Below are 14635 nucleotides of genomic sequence, written 5' to 3'. Positions count from 1 at the left end.
GGTTACGGCAGATAGTATGCCACTATCTGCCGTAACTCCTTAGCGCCACTTTTCGCGAGCCTGCTCCCCGACCCCCGTGTCGACAATGTCTGCGAACTCGTCCATCGACTGGTCGGACCAGGAACGGCGGGGAGCGTTCAGGCCGGCAGAGACCACCAGGCCGTTCACGGGGCCCCATGCTCCGGAAATCCGGTCATGGGCCTCCCGGAGCGCCCCCGCATCCCGCACGTCGACCGGAACTTCGAGCGCCTCCGCGCCCTGCTGCCGAACGTCGTCGGCCGCGGCGGCGACGGCGTCGGGGCGCCGTCCGCTGACGGCGACCTTCCAGCCTGAAGCCGCTGCAGCAACGGCGGCGGCGCGACCCATTCCACTGCCTCCGCCCGTGACCCACAGCACGCGTGCGCCGACCGCCGGCGCCCCTACCACTCGGCCACCGAGCCGTCCTTGTGCCGCCACACGGGGTTCCGCCAACGATGACCCTCGGCCGCCCGCTCCACGACGTACTCCTCGTTCACGTCGATGCCGAGACCCGGGCCGCCCGGGATCTTCACCATGCCGTCCTGGTAGTCGAAGACGGACGGGTCGGTGACGTAGTCGAGCAGATCGTTGGACGTGTTGTAGTGGATCCCGAGGCTCTGCTCCTGAATGAACGCGTTGTAGCAGCCGGCATCGATCTGCAGGCACGTAGCGAGCGCGATCGGGCCAAGCGGGCAGTGCAGCGCGAGGGCTACGTCGTACGCCTCAGCCATGTTCGCGATCTTCCGGGCTTCGGTGATGCCCCCGCAGTGCGACGGGTCCGGCTGGATGATGTCCACGGCACCGGTGGCCAGGATCTCCTTGAAGTCCCAGCGGGAGTAGAGCCTCTCCCCCAGGGCGATCGGAGTGGGCGTGTTCCGCATGACGTCGAGCAGCGAGCTTGCATGCTCGGAGAGCACCGGCTCCTCGATGAACATGAGCTTGAACGGCTCGAGCTCCTTGATGAGCACCTTGGCCATGGGCTTGTGGACGCGCCCGTGGAAGTCAACGCCGATGCCGATGTTGGGTCCCACCGCCTCCCGGATCGCCTGTACGTTCTCGAGGCAGCGTTCGACCTTGTCCCACGTATCGATGTACTGCAGCTCTTCGGTGCCGTTCATCTTGACGGCCGTGAAGCCGCGGTCGACGGCGGCCCGGGCCGCCGCGGCCGTCTCACCAGGGCGGTCCCCGCCGATCCACGAATACGTGCGGATGCTCTCCCGGACTTTGCCGCCGAGCAGTTCGTGGACGGGAACGCCGAGCGCCTTGCCCTTGATGTCCCACAGGGCTTGGTCGATACCGGCGATGGCGCTCATCATGATCGGCCCACCGCGGTAGAAGCCAGCGCGGTACATGACGGTCCAGAGGTCCTCGATGTTCCGTGGATCCTGCCCCACGACGTAGTCGGCGAGCTCTTCGACGGCGGCTGCGACAGTGGCCGCGCGCCCCTCGAGGACGGGCTCGCCCCAGCCGGTGACGCCCTCGTCGGTCTCGATCTTGAGGAAGAGCCAGCGCGGGGGGACGGTGTACGTCGTCAACGACGTGACTTTCATGATTCTCCTAGTGAAGTTGATTCCGTCAGCGGGTGGCGTCGCGCCAAGCGGCCATGAGCTCGGCTGCGCGCTGGCCGACGTCCTCGGCGCTGCGGCCTGGCTTGTAGAGGGTCGAGCCGATGCCGGCTCCGCCAGCCCCGGCGGCGACCCACTCGCCGAGGTTCGAGGACGAGATCCCGCCGACAGGCAAAATTTCCGTTCCCGCAGGCAGGACCGGCCGCCAGGCCTGCATGCCGCCGATCCCGACCGAATCCGCCGGGAACAGCTTGAGTGCCGTCGCCCCCGCCGCGAGAGCCGCGAACGCCTCGCTCGGGGTTGCCACTCCCGGGTAGCTGCGCATCCCGGACCCGACCGTTGTCCGGATCACTTCCTGATCCATATTCGGCGAGACGATGATGTCCGAGCCCGCCTCCTTCGCGAGTTCGACCTGCCCCACCGTGAGCACGGTCCCCGCGCCCACCGCGCAGTCTTCGGGCAGGGCGGCCCGGATGAGCTTGATGGACTCCAGGGGATCCGGGGAGTTGAGGGGAACCTCGACGTAACGGAAGCCGGCGCCATACAGCACGCGGCCGATCGCTTCGGCTTCGGGAGGTGTGATGCCGCGCAGGATGGCGACGAGTCCGGTGGTCATGAATTCTCCTTCTCGATGAGCCCCAGAGCGACGGCGGTGCGCCACAGACCTGCGACCACTGCGTCCTCGGGCGCGAGTGCCGAGGCGATGCCGGCTCGCTCCAGTGCCCGCGCGTATCGTTTTCCGAGCTGGGCGTTGGCGCAGACCGTGATCGGGCCGCCCGCCCTGTCCTCTTCCCCGATCCAGCAGCGCGCGAACCGCTCGACCTCAGCCCCGATCATGAGTCCCGAGACGTAGTCCTTGACGGCTGCCGGCTCGAGCTCTCCCGCCATGACGAGGGTCCGGGCGGAGAAGAGCGAGGTCGCTATATCGGTCGGAGGGGCAGGAAGCGGGCCGGCCGCGGAGAAGGCGACGTCGAGACCCCGGTCGAAGGCGTCCATATCAGGAGCGGATGGTTCCTCTGCGAGCCGCGCGACAATGCTGTGCTGCATGACGAGGCCGAAGAGCTCGCCGGTCATCGTCGTCACGAAGTCGGAGACGAGCGTTCCGTCGAGGCGGAGCCATTTCGTGTGGGTCCCGGGAAGGACGACGACGGCGGGTGAGCGCGCGCCGTCGTCGTCTGTACCCTCCGCATGAGAGGGGAGCGCCCCGAGGAGCTGGGTTTCCTCGCCGCGGATCACGTCCGGATGCTCGCTCGGGCTCCCAACCTTTCCATCCTTGAACAGGCCGGGGATGATGAAGAGCGAGCCCAGGGAGGTCGGCACCTCGGTGAGGGACTCCGGTCGTTCGGTCAGGTCCACGGGGAGGTGACGGTAGTCCGCCTCGGCCCACCCCTGGTTGCTGCCGACCATTCCGCAGGCGACAAGCGGAAGCCCGGGGTCGCGGCGCAGCCAATCTCCGCAGAGGCCCTCGATTTCCTGTTCGAAGGCCGCAGTGCGGTTCTCGGACGAGTGAGAGAGTGCGAGGACCCCGCGACCGTCGAGCCGACGGTCCAGCACGGCCCCGCCCTCGCCGAGGAGATACGCCCGGCAGGAAGTGGTGCCCCAGTCGAGGCCGACCATGCGCGGAGGGATTTCGATCATGCTCGGAAGTCTTCTCCCCTCGTCCCAGCATGTCGAACTACATCCCAGATATAGGGATGTAAACTAGGGACGTGTCCCACGATGCCGGCCTGCCGCCGCAAGAGAACCGCCCGCTCGCGCGGGATGCCGAACCGTCGCTTCCGCCCGGCACGCAGACGCTGGCGAGAGGGCTCGACGTCGTTCGAGCCGTAGCCCAGGGCGCCCACGATCTCAAGAGCGTTGCTGAGGCGACGGGGATCGGGCGCAGCACGGCACACCGGCTCGTCCAGCTGCTCGATCGGTACGGGTACCTCCGGGTCGCCGCTGGGCGCGACTATGCCCTCGGGCCAACGCTCATCGAATTCGGTTTCCAGGCGCTCCACCAGAACCCCTTGCCCGTCGTCGCGCGGCCCATCCTGGAAGAGCTCGCCGAGAAGGTCCAGGACACCGTCCACCTTGCGATCGTGGACGGCGGCGAGGTTCTGTACCTCGACAAGATCGAAGGCACGCGCGGCGCCGAGATGCGGTCGAGAATCGGGCACCGCATGCCACTCACACGGACCGGCATCGGCAAAGCCCTCATCCTCGACCGCGGCGACGACTGGCAGAGGCTCTACGAGGCCGAGCACTCCGGGGACGGCGGTCCCGTCGAGGATTTCCTCCGCCGAATGCACGAGTACTCCCAACACGGCGCCGCGATGGATCTCGAAGAGAATGAGCCCGGGATCCGGTGCGTGGCTGCCCCTGTTCGCGACGCGGGCGGCCAGGTGGTCGCCGCCGTCAGTGTTTCCGCGACAAAGCCCTTCATGCCTGCCCAGCGGATGCGCGGTCTCGTCCCCGTAGTCCAGAAGGCCGCCCGATCCATCTCGCGGTCACTCGGCTACAGCGGGTGAGCGGGCGCAGGGCTACCCCTCGGCGCCGAACCGCAGCAGCACCTTCCCAGATGCCGAGGCATCCCTTGCGGTGGCGAACGCCTCGAGCGCCTCGTCGACGCCGAACACGTGCGTGACGACTGGCGAGGGGTCGATCTCCCCGGCGCTGAGAGCCGCGATCACCTCGTCGATCTCGTCGTTGAAGCGGAACGAGCCGACGAGTTCGAGTTCCCGCGCGATCGCCGTTGAGACCAGCACTGGTTGGTCTCCAGGCGGCAGGAGACCGAGCATGACGACGCGCCCTCCCCGAGTGGCCGCCCTGATGGCCGTGCGCAGCCCAGGCGCACTTCCTGAGGATTCGATGACGACGTCGGCGTCGAGGCTTTCGAGTTCCCCCGCCTCCGTCGCGACCACGCTCCGATGGGCACCAAGCCCCGCGGCGCGTTCGAGGGGCGCATCGAAGAGATCCGTGACGACGATCTCGCGCGCCCCGTGGTGCGCGAGGACGACGACGACGAGCGCGCCGATGGGGCCCGCCCCGACCACGAGGACGCGCTTCCCGCGCACGTCGCCCGCCCGGTTCACTGCATGCCACGCGACGCTCAACGGCTCGATGAGCGCTGCCGATCGCGGGTCGAGTCCGTCGGGAATGGGACGCAGCATCCGCGCGGGAAGTGCGACGAGGTCCGCGAAGGCACCGTTCCGATGCGGATGCGTCGCCGCACTGCCAAGATACGTCCCACCGGGCGAGAGGTTCGGGCGGTCGGACGGGAACCTCGGACCGCCTGTTGGCCCCTTGGTCGCGGGATGGACGGCGACGCGAATGCCCGGACGCGGCCCTGTTCCATCCTCCGCCGCCCGCACTACTCGCCGATGACTTCGTGGCCCAGAACAAGCGGCTCCCGCAGAATCGACTCTCCCGCAGCCCCGCGCAGCCAGTAGTGGAGGTCCGAGCCGCAAATGCCGCCGAGTTCGATGGCCACGAGGGCTTCGTTCTGGCCGAGGGCCGGCTCGTCGAGAACGTCGACGCGCAGATCGTCTCGTCCGTGGGCGACGACGGCGCGCACGCCACCGTGACTGGGATGTGCCATTGTCTCTTCTCTTCGACGAATGATTGAACCAAGAATTCGGGGGTTATCTTGCCCTAAAAATCATACGGTGACGACGCCGGTTGAACGTCATAAGACCTTCTTATCCGCCCACCTGATATACGTCTTATCCAGAAGCGCCATCGGTTATCTAGGCTCGAGAGAAGTTCTAGACTTCTACCCACGTCTCTGGAGGAGATATGTCCGGATATCAGCCGGCTTCACGGGTCACGCGTATTAAGGAATCGGCGAGCGTCCTCGCTGCAGCCCGAGTCCGAGAGCTCAAGGCCCAAGGGCGCTCGATCATCGACCTCACGGTCGGCGAGCCGGACTTCGACACCCCCGAGCACGTCAAGCAGGCCGCCATCGCAGCGATGGAGGCCGGCGAGACGAAGTACACCTCGGTCACTGGGACCCCGAAATTGCGGTCCGCGATCCTCCAGCACGTCGAAAGCCGTACTGGTGCAACCTACGGCGAGAACCAGATCACGATCGCAGGCGGCGCGAAGCAGGTCATCTTCACCGCATTCATGGCCTCCCTTGATGAAGGCGACGAAGTCATCATCCCGGCGCCCTACTGGGTCTCGTACCCCGACATGGTCCTCGCCAATGATGGCAGCCCGGTCATCATCGCGTGCGGAGACGAGGTGGACTTCAAGCTGACGCCCGCGGCCCTTGCAGCCGCCATTACCCCATGCACCAAGTGGCTCGTGCTCAACACTCCCTCGAATCCGACTGGCGTCGTCTACACGGAAGGCGAGCTCGAGGCCCTCGCAGCCGTTCTTGCGGAGCATCCCCACGTTCAGGTGCTGACCGATGAGATCTACGACGAGATCTACTTCGGGACGGGGCGAGCTGCGAGCCTGGTCGCGGCCGCACCAGCGCTCCGCGACCGCATCCTCATGGTCAACGGCGTCTCGAAGGCCTATGCGATGACCGGATGGCGACTCGGCTACGGGCTCGGGCCCGCGGCGCTGGTGGCCTCGATCAACAAGCTCCAGTCCCAGATCTCATCCTGCCCCTCCTCCATCAGCCAGGCCGCGGCCGCAGCGGCACTTACAGGCGATCAAAGCTTCGTGGCCGATTGCGTCAACGCCTACCGCGAACGCCGCGACGCCGCAGTCGCCGGTCTCAACGCAATCGACGGCCTCTCCTGCACCTCCCCCGACGGCGCGTTCTACGCCTACGTGAGGTGTGCGTGCGCAATCGGAAAGACGACGCCTGGCGGGGCTCTCATCGAAGACGACCAGGACTTCGTCCTGTACCTGCTCGACGCCGCGTCGGTGGCCGTGATCCCAGGCTCGGCATATGGTCTCGGCCCCTATTTCAGAATTTCCTTTGCGACCTCGCTCGAAACAATCAAGGCGGGTGTGGAGGCAATCGACAAAGCCGTGCGCGCGCTCAACTAATTCATAACGCCTCTACCAATCCATAGGCCGTGACCCTTCCATAACGCCTCGAGCCTTCCATAAAGCCTCGAGTCATCCACAAAGAGAGAACCATGGAACAGCTGATCCACGTCAAGACAAAATTCGAGCGCCCCGCCGAGGACGTCGTCGAGCGCCTCGCGAAATTCTCGTCGGCGACTATCCATGAGGCTCAGGGAAGGAAAGGAGCGCTCAGCTCGCGGATCAAGCCGATCGACCGCTCCATGTCCTTCTGCGGCCCCGCGGTGACCGTGCGCTGCGCTCCGCGTGACAACCTCATGCTCCAGGTGGCGATCCATTACGCGCAGCGCGGCGACGTCGTCCTCGTCGGTGCCGGCGAATTCCCTGAGGCGGGCACGTTCGGAGACGTCCTCGGGAACGCCATGAAGGCCAAGGGGATCGCCGCGATGGTGACCGATTCAGGGGTCCGGGACACAGCGGACCTCATCGATCTTGGGCTCCCCGTGTTCTCAGGCAGCATCTCCATCAAGGGAACGGTCAAGGAGACGCTCGGCCCTATCAACCACCCGATCGTCTTCGGCGACGAGATCGTGTACCCGGGCGACATCCTCCGCGGGGACGCGGACGGCGTCGTCGTCGTCCGACTGGAGGAAGCCGAGGATGTCATCAAGCTCTCGCAGGCACGCGTGGACGCGGAGGATGAACTCATCAAGGCCTACCACGCTGGCGGAACGACGATCGAGCTGTGCAAGCTCACCGAGGTCCTCAAGGCCAAGGGACTGCTGGTCGAGGAGTAGACCGGCGTCGATGCACTAGATTAGGAAGGCTGGAAATCAGCTTTCACGTTTCTCTCGAGGCACGGTCCTTGGGGATGAGGAGTCGAGCATGCGCACCCACAGCGTGCACAGTGCCGCGGATTGCGGGGCGGCCTTCATGGCCACGCTCGTCCTTCATCAACGCCAGTCGCTCCGAGGCCTCAAAGTTCACTTCGGTCCTGCTGCGCGCGCCAGAGGGCGGCGCCAGGAAGAACCGGTCCGTCCTGTGCGAGCTCTGCCGTGCCGTGTATGCGAAGAACGACGTAACGCCTCGAGGGGCTCAAGGAGCGCACGCAGCAGTTCCTGGACGGGGTCCGGGGAGTCTAGGCACCTGAAGGGCGCCTTGCTCGGGCAAGGCGCCCTTCAGCCTCCGAAACTCCAATTTCTTACAACGAGTGCTCGCTTACAGCGAGTGCTCGAGGATCCTATTCGTGGTCTGCACGAGCATCCACTCCACACTTCCACCCGCATGCGCCGGCATAATGCTCCCTTCGAAGACAAACATCGGTTCGACCGAAGAATCGAGGGGCTGCCACAGCCCGTTGGCGGGGCAATGCGATCCGGTGGACGCAATGACCTCGTGCGACTTCCGGAGATTCCAACTGGTGTGGCTGATCTTTTTCATTTCAGGCTTCCTTGCGCTGCTAGAACAGGCTCTGGCGGTCTATGGAATTGATCCGATAACTCAATGGTATGCAGCGCAATCGCGGAAGAATAAGATCAAACTGGAGTGCCTTGATAAGCCGATGCTATGGATCGGCCACTCGACTCAGACGGCGTCGGAACCGTAGTGTGCGAGGAGTTGAGCCTTGACCATGTCCCTTAGCAGGATGAGCACGGCTGAGGCCGCCTCCGACATAGGCTCATGATCCGCCGTGCAGAGCGCAATCTTGCACTGCAGTGCGGGCTCGATGATCCGGTGCACTCTGAAGTTCTGGTCTGGAAAGAGAGCATCCGCTGCCGACCTCGGCAGGATCGTCGCCCCCAGATTCGCGCGGAGGAGGCGCCACAAGGAGGGCACGGACTCCACTTCGCCCGCAAGCCGGAGGGAGAGCCCCTGTTCGGCAAGGGCTTTGTCGACCAGCTGACGGATCGTGTGGTTGCTCTCCGGCAGGAAGAAGTCGAGCTTTGCCACCTCGCGCAAGGAAACGGCGTCGTTGGCGTCGACCTCAAGCTCAACCTCGGGGTTCGTCACGACGTAGAGGTCCTCGACGATCATCGTGGTGAACCGCACGCCGCGGATCTCCCCCGGTTCGTAGATGAGGGCCATGTCGAGCTTGCCGTTCTTGATGGCCTCGCTCAGCACTCCGCCCACGATCTCCGTGAGGTGCAGCATGATATCCGGGTACCGACGCCTCACCTCGCCGACGATCTGGGGAGCCAGGCTCGAGGCCATACTGTATGGCGCGATGGCTATGGAAACGCGGCCGGACGGGGCATCGCCCGACGTCGCCACGTCTTGGCGAGCCTCGTCGACGAGCCGCAGGATCGTCTGGGCGTGACGGTAGAGCGCATGGCCGGCTGCGGTGGGCTCTACGCCCTGCTTGCTCCGGATCAACAACCGCTGCTTGAGATCCTTCTCGAGGGCGGAGACCTGCTGGCTCAGGGCGGGCTGCGCCACGTGGAGGGCCGCGGCGGCCTTCGTGATGCTGCCAGAATCGACGATCTTCACGAAGTACTCGAGCTTTCGCGTGTCCACCGTCTCCGCCCTTCACCGCCGTAGCTGCACTTGCTCCGCAGAGCAACCGTCATAAGCCAAGCATATGCCGGGACAGGGATCATGTCTTTGCGTGACTGAGCCCTCGAACGCTAAGTTTATTACGCGGATCACACCGGTCCTTTGATGGCCCTGTTAAATGCAGGGCGTGGAATAAGAATTCCTGCGGCACCAGCTCATGAAATGAGAAGCACGTGAACCCGATGATCGATCTCGTGGCGGATCTGGGAGAAGGATTCGGCGCCTACGGTATCGGCAGCGATTCAGAACTTCTGGATATCGTTTCGAGCGCGAATATCGCTTGCGGCTTCCATGCCGGCGATCCGGACATCATGAATTCCACGGTCGCGCAGTGCGTGGCCCGCGGGGTGGGCATCGGCGCCCATCCGAGCTTCCCGGACCTCCGCGGTTTCGGTCGGCGGGCCATGGATCTCACCGAAGGCGAAGTCCGCAACGACGTGATCTACCAGCTCGGTGCGCTCTCGGCGTTCGCGGCCTCCCACGGCTCCCGCGTGTCCCACATCGCGCCCCACGGCCGGCTCGGCAACCTCGTTGCCGTGCGTCCCGATTATGCGGCAGCGGTGGCGGACGCTGCGGCAGGCGTGGACGGCGAGCTCATCGTCGTCGCCCAAGAAGGCGAGCTCGCGAAGGCTGCGCGCGAGCGTGGCCTCCGCGTGGCGCTGGTCGGAATCGTGGACCGCGCCTACCAAGAAGACGGCACCCTCGTGCCCCGGGGCCTCCCTGGCGCCGTCCTGCACGATCCGAACGCCATTGTGGAGCGCACCGTCCGGATGGTCTGCGAGGGCAGGATCGCCACCGTTTCGGGTTCGGACCTTGAGATCCGGGCGGACACCGTGCTCCTGCACGGCGACAATGCCGGCGCCGTCGACCTCGCCCGGCTCATCCGCAGCGAGTTGACCGCCGCCGGCGTCCGGATCGCGCCCGTTGCGGACGTCCTGGCAGCTCAGCATCCGGTGGTCTGAGATGCCTCCTCTCGTGCCCTCCCCGATCGACGTCTTCGAGTCCGGAGACGCAGCCCTTCGCGTCGTCGCGGTCTCCACCGACACCGAACAGAATTGGAGCACGGTCCACCGCCTTGCGGACTGGCTCGAAACCTGCGGCGCGGAAGGCCTCCACGGCGCTGTTCCCACCTACGATTCCGTGCTCGTCGAATTCGACGCTCTGACTGTGTCGGCGCGCCAGGTCCGAGCCTTCGTCAACCTCGGTATCCGCCAGCTCGGGCTCTCCGGGGACGATGGCGCCTCCTCCCGCCACTTCGACGTTCCAGTGGTCTACGGGGGCACCTTCGGCCCCGATCTCGAGGCAGTCGCCGAACTCGAAGGGATCTCGGCCGAGGAGGTCGTGCGCCTCCATGCGACCAAGAGCTACGTGATCCGCTGCCTCGGAGCGCCTGCCGGCTCGCCGATGATGGACGGCCCCGACTTCCCGGTTCCGGTTCCCCGTCTCAAGGATCCCCGCCTCAGTGTCCCCGCCGGAGCCGTGTCGGTGGCGGGCCGGCAGGCCGTCATCGCGCCGGCCGTCGCGCCTGGTGGATGGCAGGTCATCGGCCAGACGCCGCTCTCCCTCCTCGATCTCGGGAGGGATCCCCTCGTGCCGTACCGCCCGGGCGACACGATCCGCTTTCGTCCCATCACCGAACGCGAGTTCGAGGCCCGATCGGGGACACGGATGGAGGCGGCATCGTGAGCGGCACAATCATCGTGCAGCAAGCGGGGAACACCGTCGTAACGGACCTCGGGCGGTTCCGCGGCCCGCGCTTTGGACTGCCCGTGAACGGCGCCCTCGACCAGTACTCCGCACGGGCAGCCAACATCCTGGTCGGCAACGACGACAACTCACCGCTGCTCGAGCTCACCGCGCTCGACTTCAGGATGACGACGACGGCTGATCTCCTGATCACCGTCACGGGCGCCGCAGCGGAGCTTACGGTGGGAGGACGTTCCTATCCACAGTGGGAGCCCGTCTCCGTCGCGGCAGGTGAGCCTGTCGCCGTCCGCGGGATTCGGGGCGGCCTCCGCGCCTACCTCGCCGTCCACGGTTCCGTCGAGGTGCCGAGGCTCCTCGGGAGCTGCGCGCCGGACAGCGTGGTTGGCTTCGGCGTACGCCTCACCGGAGGAACCGCACTGAGCGTGCAGCGGCCCGTTCCGGCCTTCCGCCAACCGTTCTACGACATGCCCCTCTTCCGTCTGGGGGTCCAGCGCCCGGCATCGGGAGGTGAGGCTCTCGTGGACGTGACGGATGGGCCCGACATCGCCGAATTCGGTGACTCGGCAGATCTCCTGTTCAGTTCGGAGTACACGGTCAGCCCGAGGAGCAATCACATCGGGCTCCGGCTGGGCGGCAACCTGCCCGAGAGGGTCACCTCGGGCGAGGTGCTCTCCCGTGGAGTCCCAGTCGGCGCGATCGAGGTGCCCTCGCGCGAGGAGCTCCTCATACTCCACCGAGGCCGCGGAGTGACGGCGGGCTATCCTGTCCTAGCAGTCGCCACGAGCCTCGGGCTCGATGTCCTCGCCCAAGCACGCCCGGGCGACAGGATCCGCTTCAGGGCGACGACGGTAACCGAGGCAACAGCGGCCTACCGCCGTTCCATGCTCCAACTCGAAACCCTCCGGCAATCCGTTGCCACGGTCTTCGGTCTCCTGGGCATCCACCGCCCGGCCGGCTGGCAGGACCTGCCTGCCGCCGCGTGCGGCTGAACCAGTGGACACCTCCCTGCGGCCTCACCGTCGTCCCCTCAACCCCTGAACTGGAGAACCGATGCCTTTCGCTGACTACAAGACCGCCCTCGTGACCGGAGCCTCGACCGGGATGGGCGCCGCGATCGCCGAGCGGCTCGCCAAGCGCGGGCTCGCCGTCCACGCCGTCGCCCGCAACGAGGACCGGCTCGCCGAGCTCGCGGACCGCACCGGCGCCGTCCCCCACGCGCTCGACCTCACCGACACGGCGGCGCTGGCCTCCGCGCTCGGCACCCTCGAGGTCGACGTCCTCGTCAACTGCGCCGGGGTCTCCCGGCCCGGGAACATCCTCGACTCCACCGAGGAGGACCTCGACGAGATCATCGATGTCAACCTCCGGGCCCTCCTCCAGCTCACCCGCCTGACCCTGCCCGGAATGGCCCAACGCGACCTCGGCCACATCGTGAACATCAGCTCCATCGCCGGCCTCTACAACTTCTACGGGCACACCGCCTACCACGCCACCAAGGCCGCCGTGCACCAGATCTCCCGCCAGCTGCGCAACGACACCGTCGGCAAGCGCATCCGCGTCACCGAGATCTGCCCCGGCCGCGTCGAGACCGAGATCTTCGGCCGCAACCTCGGCGGCTCCCCCGAGGCCATGGAGGAGGCCTGGCAGACGTACTACGAAGGCTACGAGTCCCTCACCACCGACGACATCGTCAACGCCCTCGACTACGCCATCGAGACCCCACGCCACGTCAACATCGGCATGATCGAGATCATGCCCACCTTCCAAGTCCCCGGCGGCCTCACCTTCGACCGCCGCTGACGCGGCGTACGGCCGAGGCCCCTGTTCAATTGCGTACAGCTGCTTCGGCCGTGGCGTCGCGACCGACTCGACAACGGGAGGCGTGGCATAGCCCGCGGGATTGAAGCGCAAGCGCGCCGGAATCAGGAACGCGGCGGAAAGTACCGCTATCGGCAGGGGCTCCCGGGACCAGGCTCCGCCGGAGACCCGTCCAAGGAGCAGGTTGTGCAGGCGCCCGCTGCGCGCCGGCAGCTTCTGAACGCCCGGGCCTACGCGATTGGATTCACGACGAGATGCATCTGCAGGGAATGGCAGGTGTTCCACCCGAGAGTGTTCACAGCAGGCTGCGGCGACACCACGGCAGGTCGGCTGGAGCTGCAGTTGATTTTCAAGGCAGGAGCAATATGACTGGGAGCAATAACGCCGACCCGACGCTGCACATCGTGGTGATGGGCGTCTGCGGGTGCGGCAAGAGCACGGTCGGCGCGCTGCTTGCCCGTGAGGTGGGCGGCGCCTTCCTCGACGGCGACGAGCTGCATCCCGCGGCCAACGTCGCCAAGATGGCGGCCAGCATCCCATTGGACGACGGCGACCGCGAGCCGTGGCTCCGGGAGGTCGGACGCCGGCTGCTCTCCTCGGACCGACCGCTCGTCATCGCCTGCAGCGCACTCAAGCGGTCCTACCGGGACCTCATCCGCTCTGCTGCCCCGCAGACCCTGTTCGTTCACCTGCACGGCACCCGCGAGCTGCTCGCGGACCGCATGGCATCCCGCCCGGGGCACTTCATGCCTCTCTCGCTCCTCGATTCCCAGCTCGCTATCCTTGAGCCTCTCGGCTCCGACGAACCCGGAATCCAACTCGACATTGCCCAGGCGCCGGCCTGGATTGCGAAAGAGGCCTCAGCGTGGGTGACTGCCGAGCCGTTCACAACCGCATCCGGCATATTCGGCTCCTGAGCCTTGCAACAGGAGGGAGGTGACCACGGCGATCCCACTCGCCCATCTGGCCTGTCGGCTTCTCTTACAGTGGTGCCCAAGCGGGCTGCGCATTCCATACACCGAGGTTTCCGGACTCAAGCCTTCGGCCGGACGGAGGGCGGGTTCCGCCTGTACACGGAGCGCGACTTCACCCGTCTGATGCCGATCGCAGAATGAAGCCGCAGGGTTTCGCGCTGGAGGAGATGGCCGAACTCCTCCGCATGGCCGACGAGTTCATCGAGCTCCTCCGCGCCCAGTAGCCGATCTCCGTCGCGGAGCTGTGGGAGCGCGGACGCGCCTCCTTCGCTCTCATGGCCGAGCGCTGGCCGGCGACGGCCGTCGCCCAGGTGATCCAACACCCGGCTACAAGGTCGGCACATTCGATTTGAAGGCCATGCCGGCGAGATGGCGTGGAGGCTTCCCATGGGCGTCGCCGCTCGTCGCCGAAGATCCTGCACGATATTTGGGCCGACGAGAAAGGCCCTGAGAGTAGGGTCAACTCGGGGAACGTTGGGCTGTGCCCGAGTGGGGCTGCCCAGAAGGGAGCCTGACGAGCCCAGGGAGAAGGGATCTGATGGGAGAGAACATTGTCGTCGTCGGCGTGGACAACAGCGATACCGCCCTCCGCGCTGCACAGGCCGCCGCCGAGATCGCCCTTGCATTCGGCGCGAGGCTGCACGTCGTGACTGCCTTCGAGGACGACCGCACCGAGGAATTCGGGGTCGGCAGCGACAGATGGATCGTGTCCGGACCGTCGAGGGCGGAGGCAGTGGCCAGGGATGTGGTCGCGTCGCTGGGGTGGCCGGGGGGCTCGGGGGAAGTCACTTCTGCCGCATGGCGCGGCAAGCCAGCCGACGCCATCCTCGCGGAGGCGCAGCGCCTTCGGGCGCGGCTGGTCGTGGTGGGGAACCGACGGATGCGGGGCATCGGAAGGATTCTGGGGAGCATCGCGAACAGCGTGGCGCACGGAGCGGATTGCGATGTCTACATTGTGAACACCACCGGCGACGCCGACTGAGGGAACGGGCGGCGTGATGGGTGGTCCTGGATTCTGGGGGACCACCCATCACG

General features: G+C 66.3%; 16 protein-coding genes and 2 pseudogenes. 10 read left to right on the top strand and 8 right to left on the bottom strand.

Annotated features, from left to right (window positions below; translation table 11 throughout):
- Window positions 1–39: 39 nt before the first annotated feature.
- From L0M17_RS09465 to L0M17_RS09450, 4 genes are read right to left on the bottom strand one after another with little or no spacing between them, the layout of a single operon-like run.
- The gene (locus L0M17_RS09465) at window positions 40–396 is read right to left on the bottom strand and encodes an SDR family NAD(P)-dependent oxidoreductase (protein ID WP_308196913.1); all 357 of its coding nucleotides are present in this window, start codon (window positions 394–396) and stop codon (window positions 40–42) included.
- A gap of 23 nt (window positions 397–419) precedes the next feature.
- Complete coding sequence (gene dgoD / locus L0M17_RS09460) at window positions 420–1568, bottom strand: galactonate dehydratase (RefSeq protein ID WP_241053720.1); 1149 nt, start codon at window positions 1566–1568, stop codon at window positions 420–422.
- A 25-nt stretch (window positions 1569–1593) separates the two neighbouring features.
- Window positions 1594–2199 carry a 2-dehydro-3-deoxy-6-phosphogalactonate aldolase gene (locus L0M17_RS09455; RefSeq protein WP_241053719.1) on the bottom strand — a complete coding sequence of 202 codons (606 nt, stop codon included), beginning with the start codon at window positions 2197–2199 and terminating at the stop codon, window positions 1594–1596.
- Entirely contained in the window at window positions 2196–3221 is a 1026-nt protein-coding gene (locus L0M17_RS09450) for a 2-dehydro-3-deoxygalactonokinase (protein WP_241053718.1), read from the bottom strand. The genes L0M17_RS09455 and L0M17_RS09450 overlap by 4 nt, the downstream gene beginning before the upstream one ends.
- A gap of 71 nt (window positions 3222–3292) precedes the next feature.
- Here L0M17_RS09450 and L0M17_RS09445 point away from each other — a divergent pair, with 71 nt between their 5' ends.
- Window positions 3293–4093, top strand: a complete 801-nt coding sequence (locus tag L0M17_RS09445) for an IclR family transcriptional regulator (RefSeq protein WP_241053717.1) — start codon at window positions 3293–3295, stop codon at window positions 4091–4093.
- A gap of 12 nt (window positions 4094–4105) precedes the next feature.
- On the opposite strand, the pseudogene L0M17_RS09440 reads toward L0M17_RS09445, so the two are convergent.
- A pseudogene (locus tag L0M17_RS09440) lies at window positions 4106–5163 on the bottom strand (L-idonate 5-dehydrogenase).
- A gap of 197 nt (window positions 5164–5360) precedes the next feature.
- On the opposite strand from L0M17_RS09440, the gene L0M17_RS09435 reads away from it, so the two are divergent.
- From L0M17_RS09435 to L0M17_RS22910, 3 genes and pseudogenes are all read left to right on the top strand, one after another.
- Complete coding sequence (locus L0M17_RS09435) at window positions 5361–6569, top strand: aspartate transaminase (RefSeq protein ID WP_241053716.1); 1209 nt, start codon at window positions 5361–5363, stop codon at window positions 6567–6569.
- 92 nt (window positions 6570–6661) lie between these two features.
- Window positions 6662–7345: a 4-carboxy-4-hydroxy-2-oxoadipate aldolase/oxaloacetate decarboxylase gene (locus tag L0M17_RS09430; RefSeq protein WP_241053715.1), complete on the top strand. Its 684-nt coding sequence runs from the start codon at window positions 6662–6664 to the stop codon at window positions 7343–7345.
- Between the two features lie 74 nt (window positions 7346–7419).
- Window positions 7420–7629: pseudogene (locus tag L0M17_RS22910) on the top strand (hypothetical protein); the annotation flags it as partial.
- A gap of 137 nt (window positions 7630–7766) precedes the next feature.
- Here L0M17_RS22910 and L0M17_RS09420 read toward each other — a convergent pair.
- The gene (locus L0M17_RS09420; RefSeq protein ID WP_241053714.1) at window positions 7767–7988 is read right to left on the bottom strand and encodes a hypothetical protein; all 222 of its coding nucleotides are present in this window, start codon (window positions 7986–7988) and stop codon (window positions 7767–7769) included.
- Between the two features lie 144 nt (window positions 7989–8132).
- On the bottom strand, window positions 8133–9062 hold the full coding sequence (locus tag L0M17_RS09415; RefSeq protein WP_241053713.1) for a LysR substrate-binding domain-containing protein: 930 nt from the start codon (window positions 9060–9062) through the stop codon (window positions 8133–8135).
- Window positions 9063–9283: 221 nt separating this feature from the next.
- On the opposite strand from L0M17_RS09415, the gene L0M17_RS09410 reads away from it, so the two are divergent.
- The 5 genes from L0M17_RS09410 to L0M17_RS09390 all read left to right on the top strand — a co-directional run bounded on the left by L0M17_RS09410 (window position 9284) and on the right by L0M17_RS09390 (window position 13543).
- On the top strand, window positions 9284–10063 hold the full coding sequence (locus tag L0M17_RS09410; RefSeq protein WP_241056382.1) for a LamB/YcsF family protein: 780 nt from the start codon (window positions 9284–9286) through the stop codon (window positions 10061–10063).
- A gap of 1 nt (window position 10064) precedes the next feature.
- Window positions 10065–10787: a 5-oxoprolinase subunit B family protein gene (locus L0M17_RS09405; protein WP_241053712.1), complete on the top strand. Its 723-nt coding sequence runs from the start codon at window positions 10065–10067 to the stop codon at window positions 10785–10787.
- Window positions 10784–11797: a 5-oxoprolinase subunit C family protein gene (locus L0M17_RS09400; RefSeq protein ID WP_241053711.1), complete on the top strand. Its 1014-nt coding sequence runs from the start codon at window positions 10784–10786 to the stop codon at window positions 11795–11797. Before L0M17_RS09405 ends, L0M17_RS09400 begins: the two co-directional genes overlap by 4 nt.
- A 61-nt stretch (window positions 11798–11858) precedes the next feature.
- Window positions 11859–12608, top strand: coding sequence for an SDR family oxidoreductase (locus L0M17_RS09395; protein WP_241053710.1), 750 nt, complete (start codon window positions 11859–11861; stop codon window positions 12606–12608).
- Window positions 12609–12991: 383 nt separating this feature from the next.
- Complete coding sequence (locus tag L0M17_RS09390) at window positions 12992–13543, top strand: gluconokinase (protein WP_241053709.1); 552 nt, start codon at window positions 12992–12994, stop codon at window positions 13541–13543.
- Between the two features lie 116 nt (window positions 13544–13659).
- Here the strand turns inward: L0M17_RS09390 and L0M17_RS09385 are convergent, their stop codons facing one another.
- The gene (locus L0M17_RS09385) at window positions 13660–13923 is read right to left on the bottom strand and encodes a hypothetical protein (RefSeq protein WP_241053708.1); all 264 of its coding nucleotides are present in this window, start codon (window positions 13921–13923) and stop codon (window positions 13660–13662) included.
- A 215-nt stretch (window positions 13924–14138) separates the two neighbouring features.
- Here L0M17_RS09385 and L0M17_RS09380 point away from each other — a divergent pair, with 215 nt between their 5' ends.
- The gene (locus L0M17_RS09380) at window positions 14139–14582 is read left to right on the top strand and encodes a universal stress protein (RefSeq protein ID WP_241053707.1); all 444 of its coding nucleotides are present in this window, start codon (window positions 14139–14141) and stop codon (window positions 14580–14582) included.
- Window positions 14583–14635 lie beyond the last annotated feature (53 nt).

Source organism: Sinomonas terrae (assembly GCF_022539255.1).
GTDB lineage: Bacteria > Actinomycetota > Actinomycetes > Actinomycetales > Micrococcaceae > Sinomonas > Sinomonas terrae.
Note: the sequence above shows the minus strand (reverse complement) of the source record. Positions and strands in the feature narration are given on the sequence as shown.

Excerpts from the sequence above, each read along its gene's own strand:
- L0M17_RS09420 (WP_241053714.1), bottom strand. The coding sequence starts at position 7,988 with ATGAAAAAGATCAGCCACACCAGTTGGAATCTCCGGAAGTCGCACGAG.
- L0M17_RS09430 (WP_241053715.1), top strand. The coding sequence starts at position 6,662 with ATGGAACAGCTGATCCACGTCAAGACAAAATTCGAGCGCCCCGCCGAG.
- L0M17_RS09410 (WP_241056382.1), top strand. The coding sequence starts at position 9,284 with ATGATCGATCTCGTGGCGGATCTGGGAGAAGGATTCGGCGCCTACGGT.
- L0M17_RS09395 (WP_241053710.1), top strand. The coding sequence starts at position 11,859 with ATGCCTTTCGCTGACTACAAGACCGCCCTCGTGACCGGAGCCTCGACC.
- L0M17_RS09390 (WP_241053709.1), top strand. The coding sequence starts at position 12,992 with ATGACTGGGAGCAATAACGCCGACCCGACGCTGCACATCGTGGTGATG.
- L0M17_RS09405 (WP_241053712.1), top strand. The coding sequence starts at position 10,065 with ATGCCTCCTCTCGTGCCCTCCCCGATCGACGTCTTCGAGTCCGGAGAC.
- L0M17_RS09450 (WP_241053718.1), bottom strand. The coding sequence starts at position 3,221 with ATGATCGAAATCCCTCCGCGCATGGTCGGCCTCGACTGGGGCACCACT.
- dgoD (WP_241053720.1), bottom strand. The coding sequence starts at position 1,568 with ATGAAAGTCACGTCGTTGACGACGTACACCGTCCCCCCGCGCTGGCTC.
- L0M17_RS09455 (WP_241053719.1), bottom strand. The coding sequence starts at position 2,199 with ATGACCACCGGACTCGTCGCCATCCTGCGCGGCATCACACCTCCCGAA.
- L0M17_RS09435 (WP_241053716.1), top strand. The coding sequence starts at position 5,361 with ATGTCCGGATATCAGCCGGCTTCACGGGTCACGCGTATTAAGGAATCG.
- L0M17_RS09380 (WP_241053707.1), top strand. The coding sequence starts at position 14,139 with ATGGGAGAGAACATTGTCGTCGTCGGCGTGGACAACAGCGATACCGCC.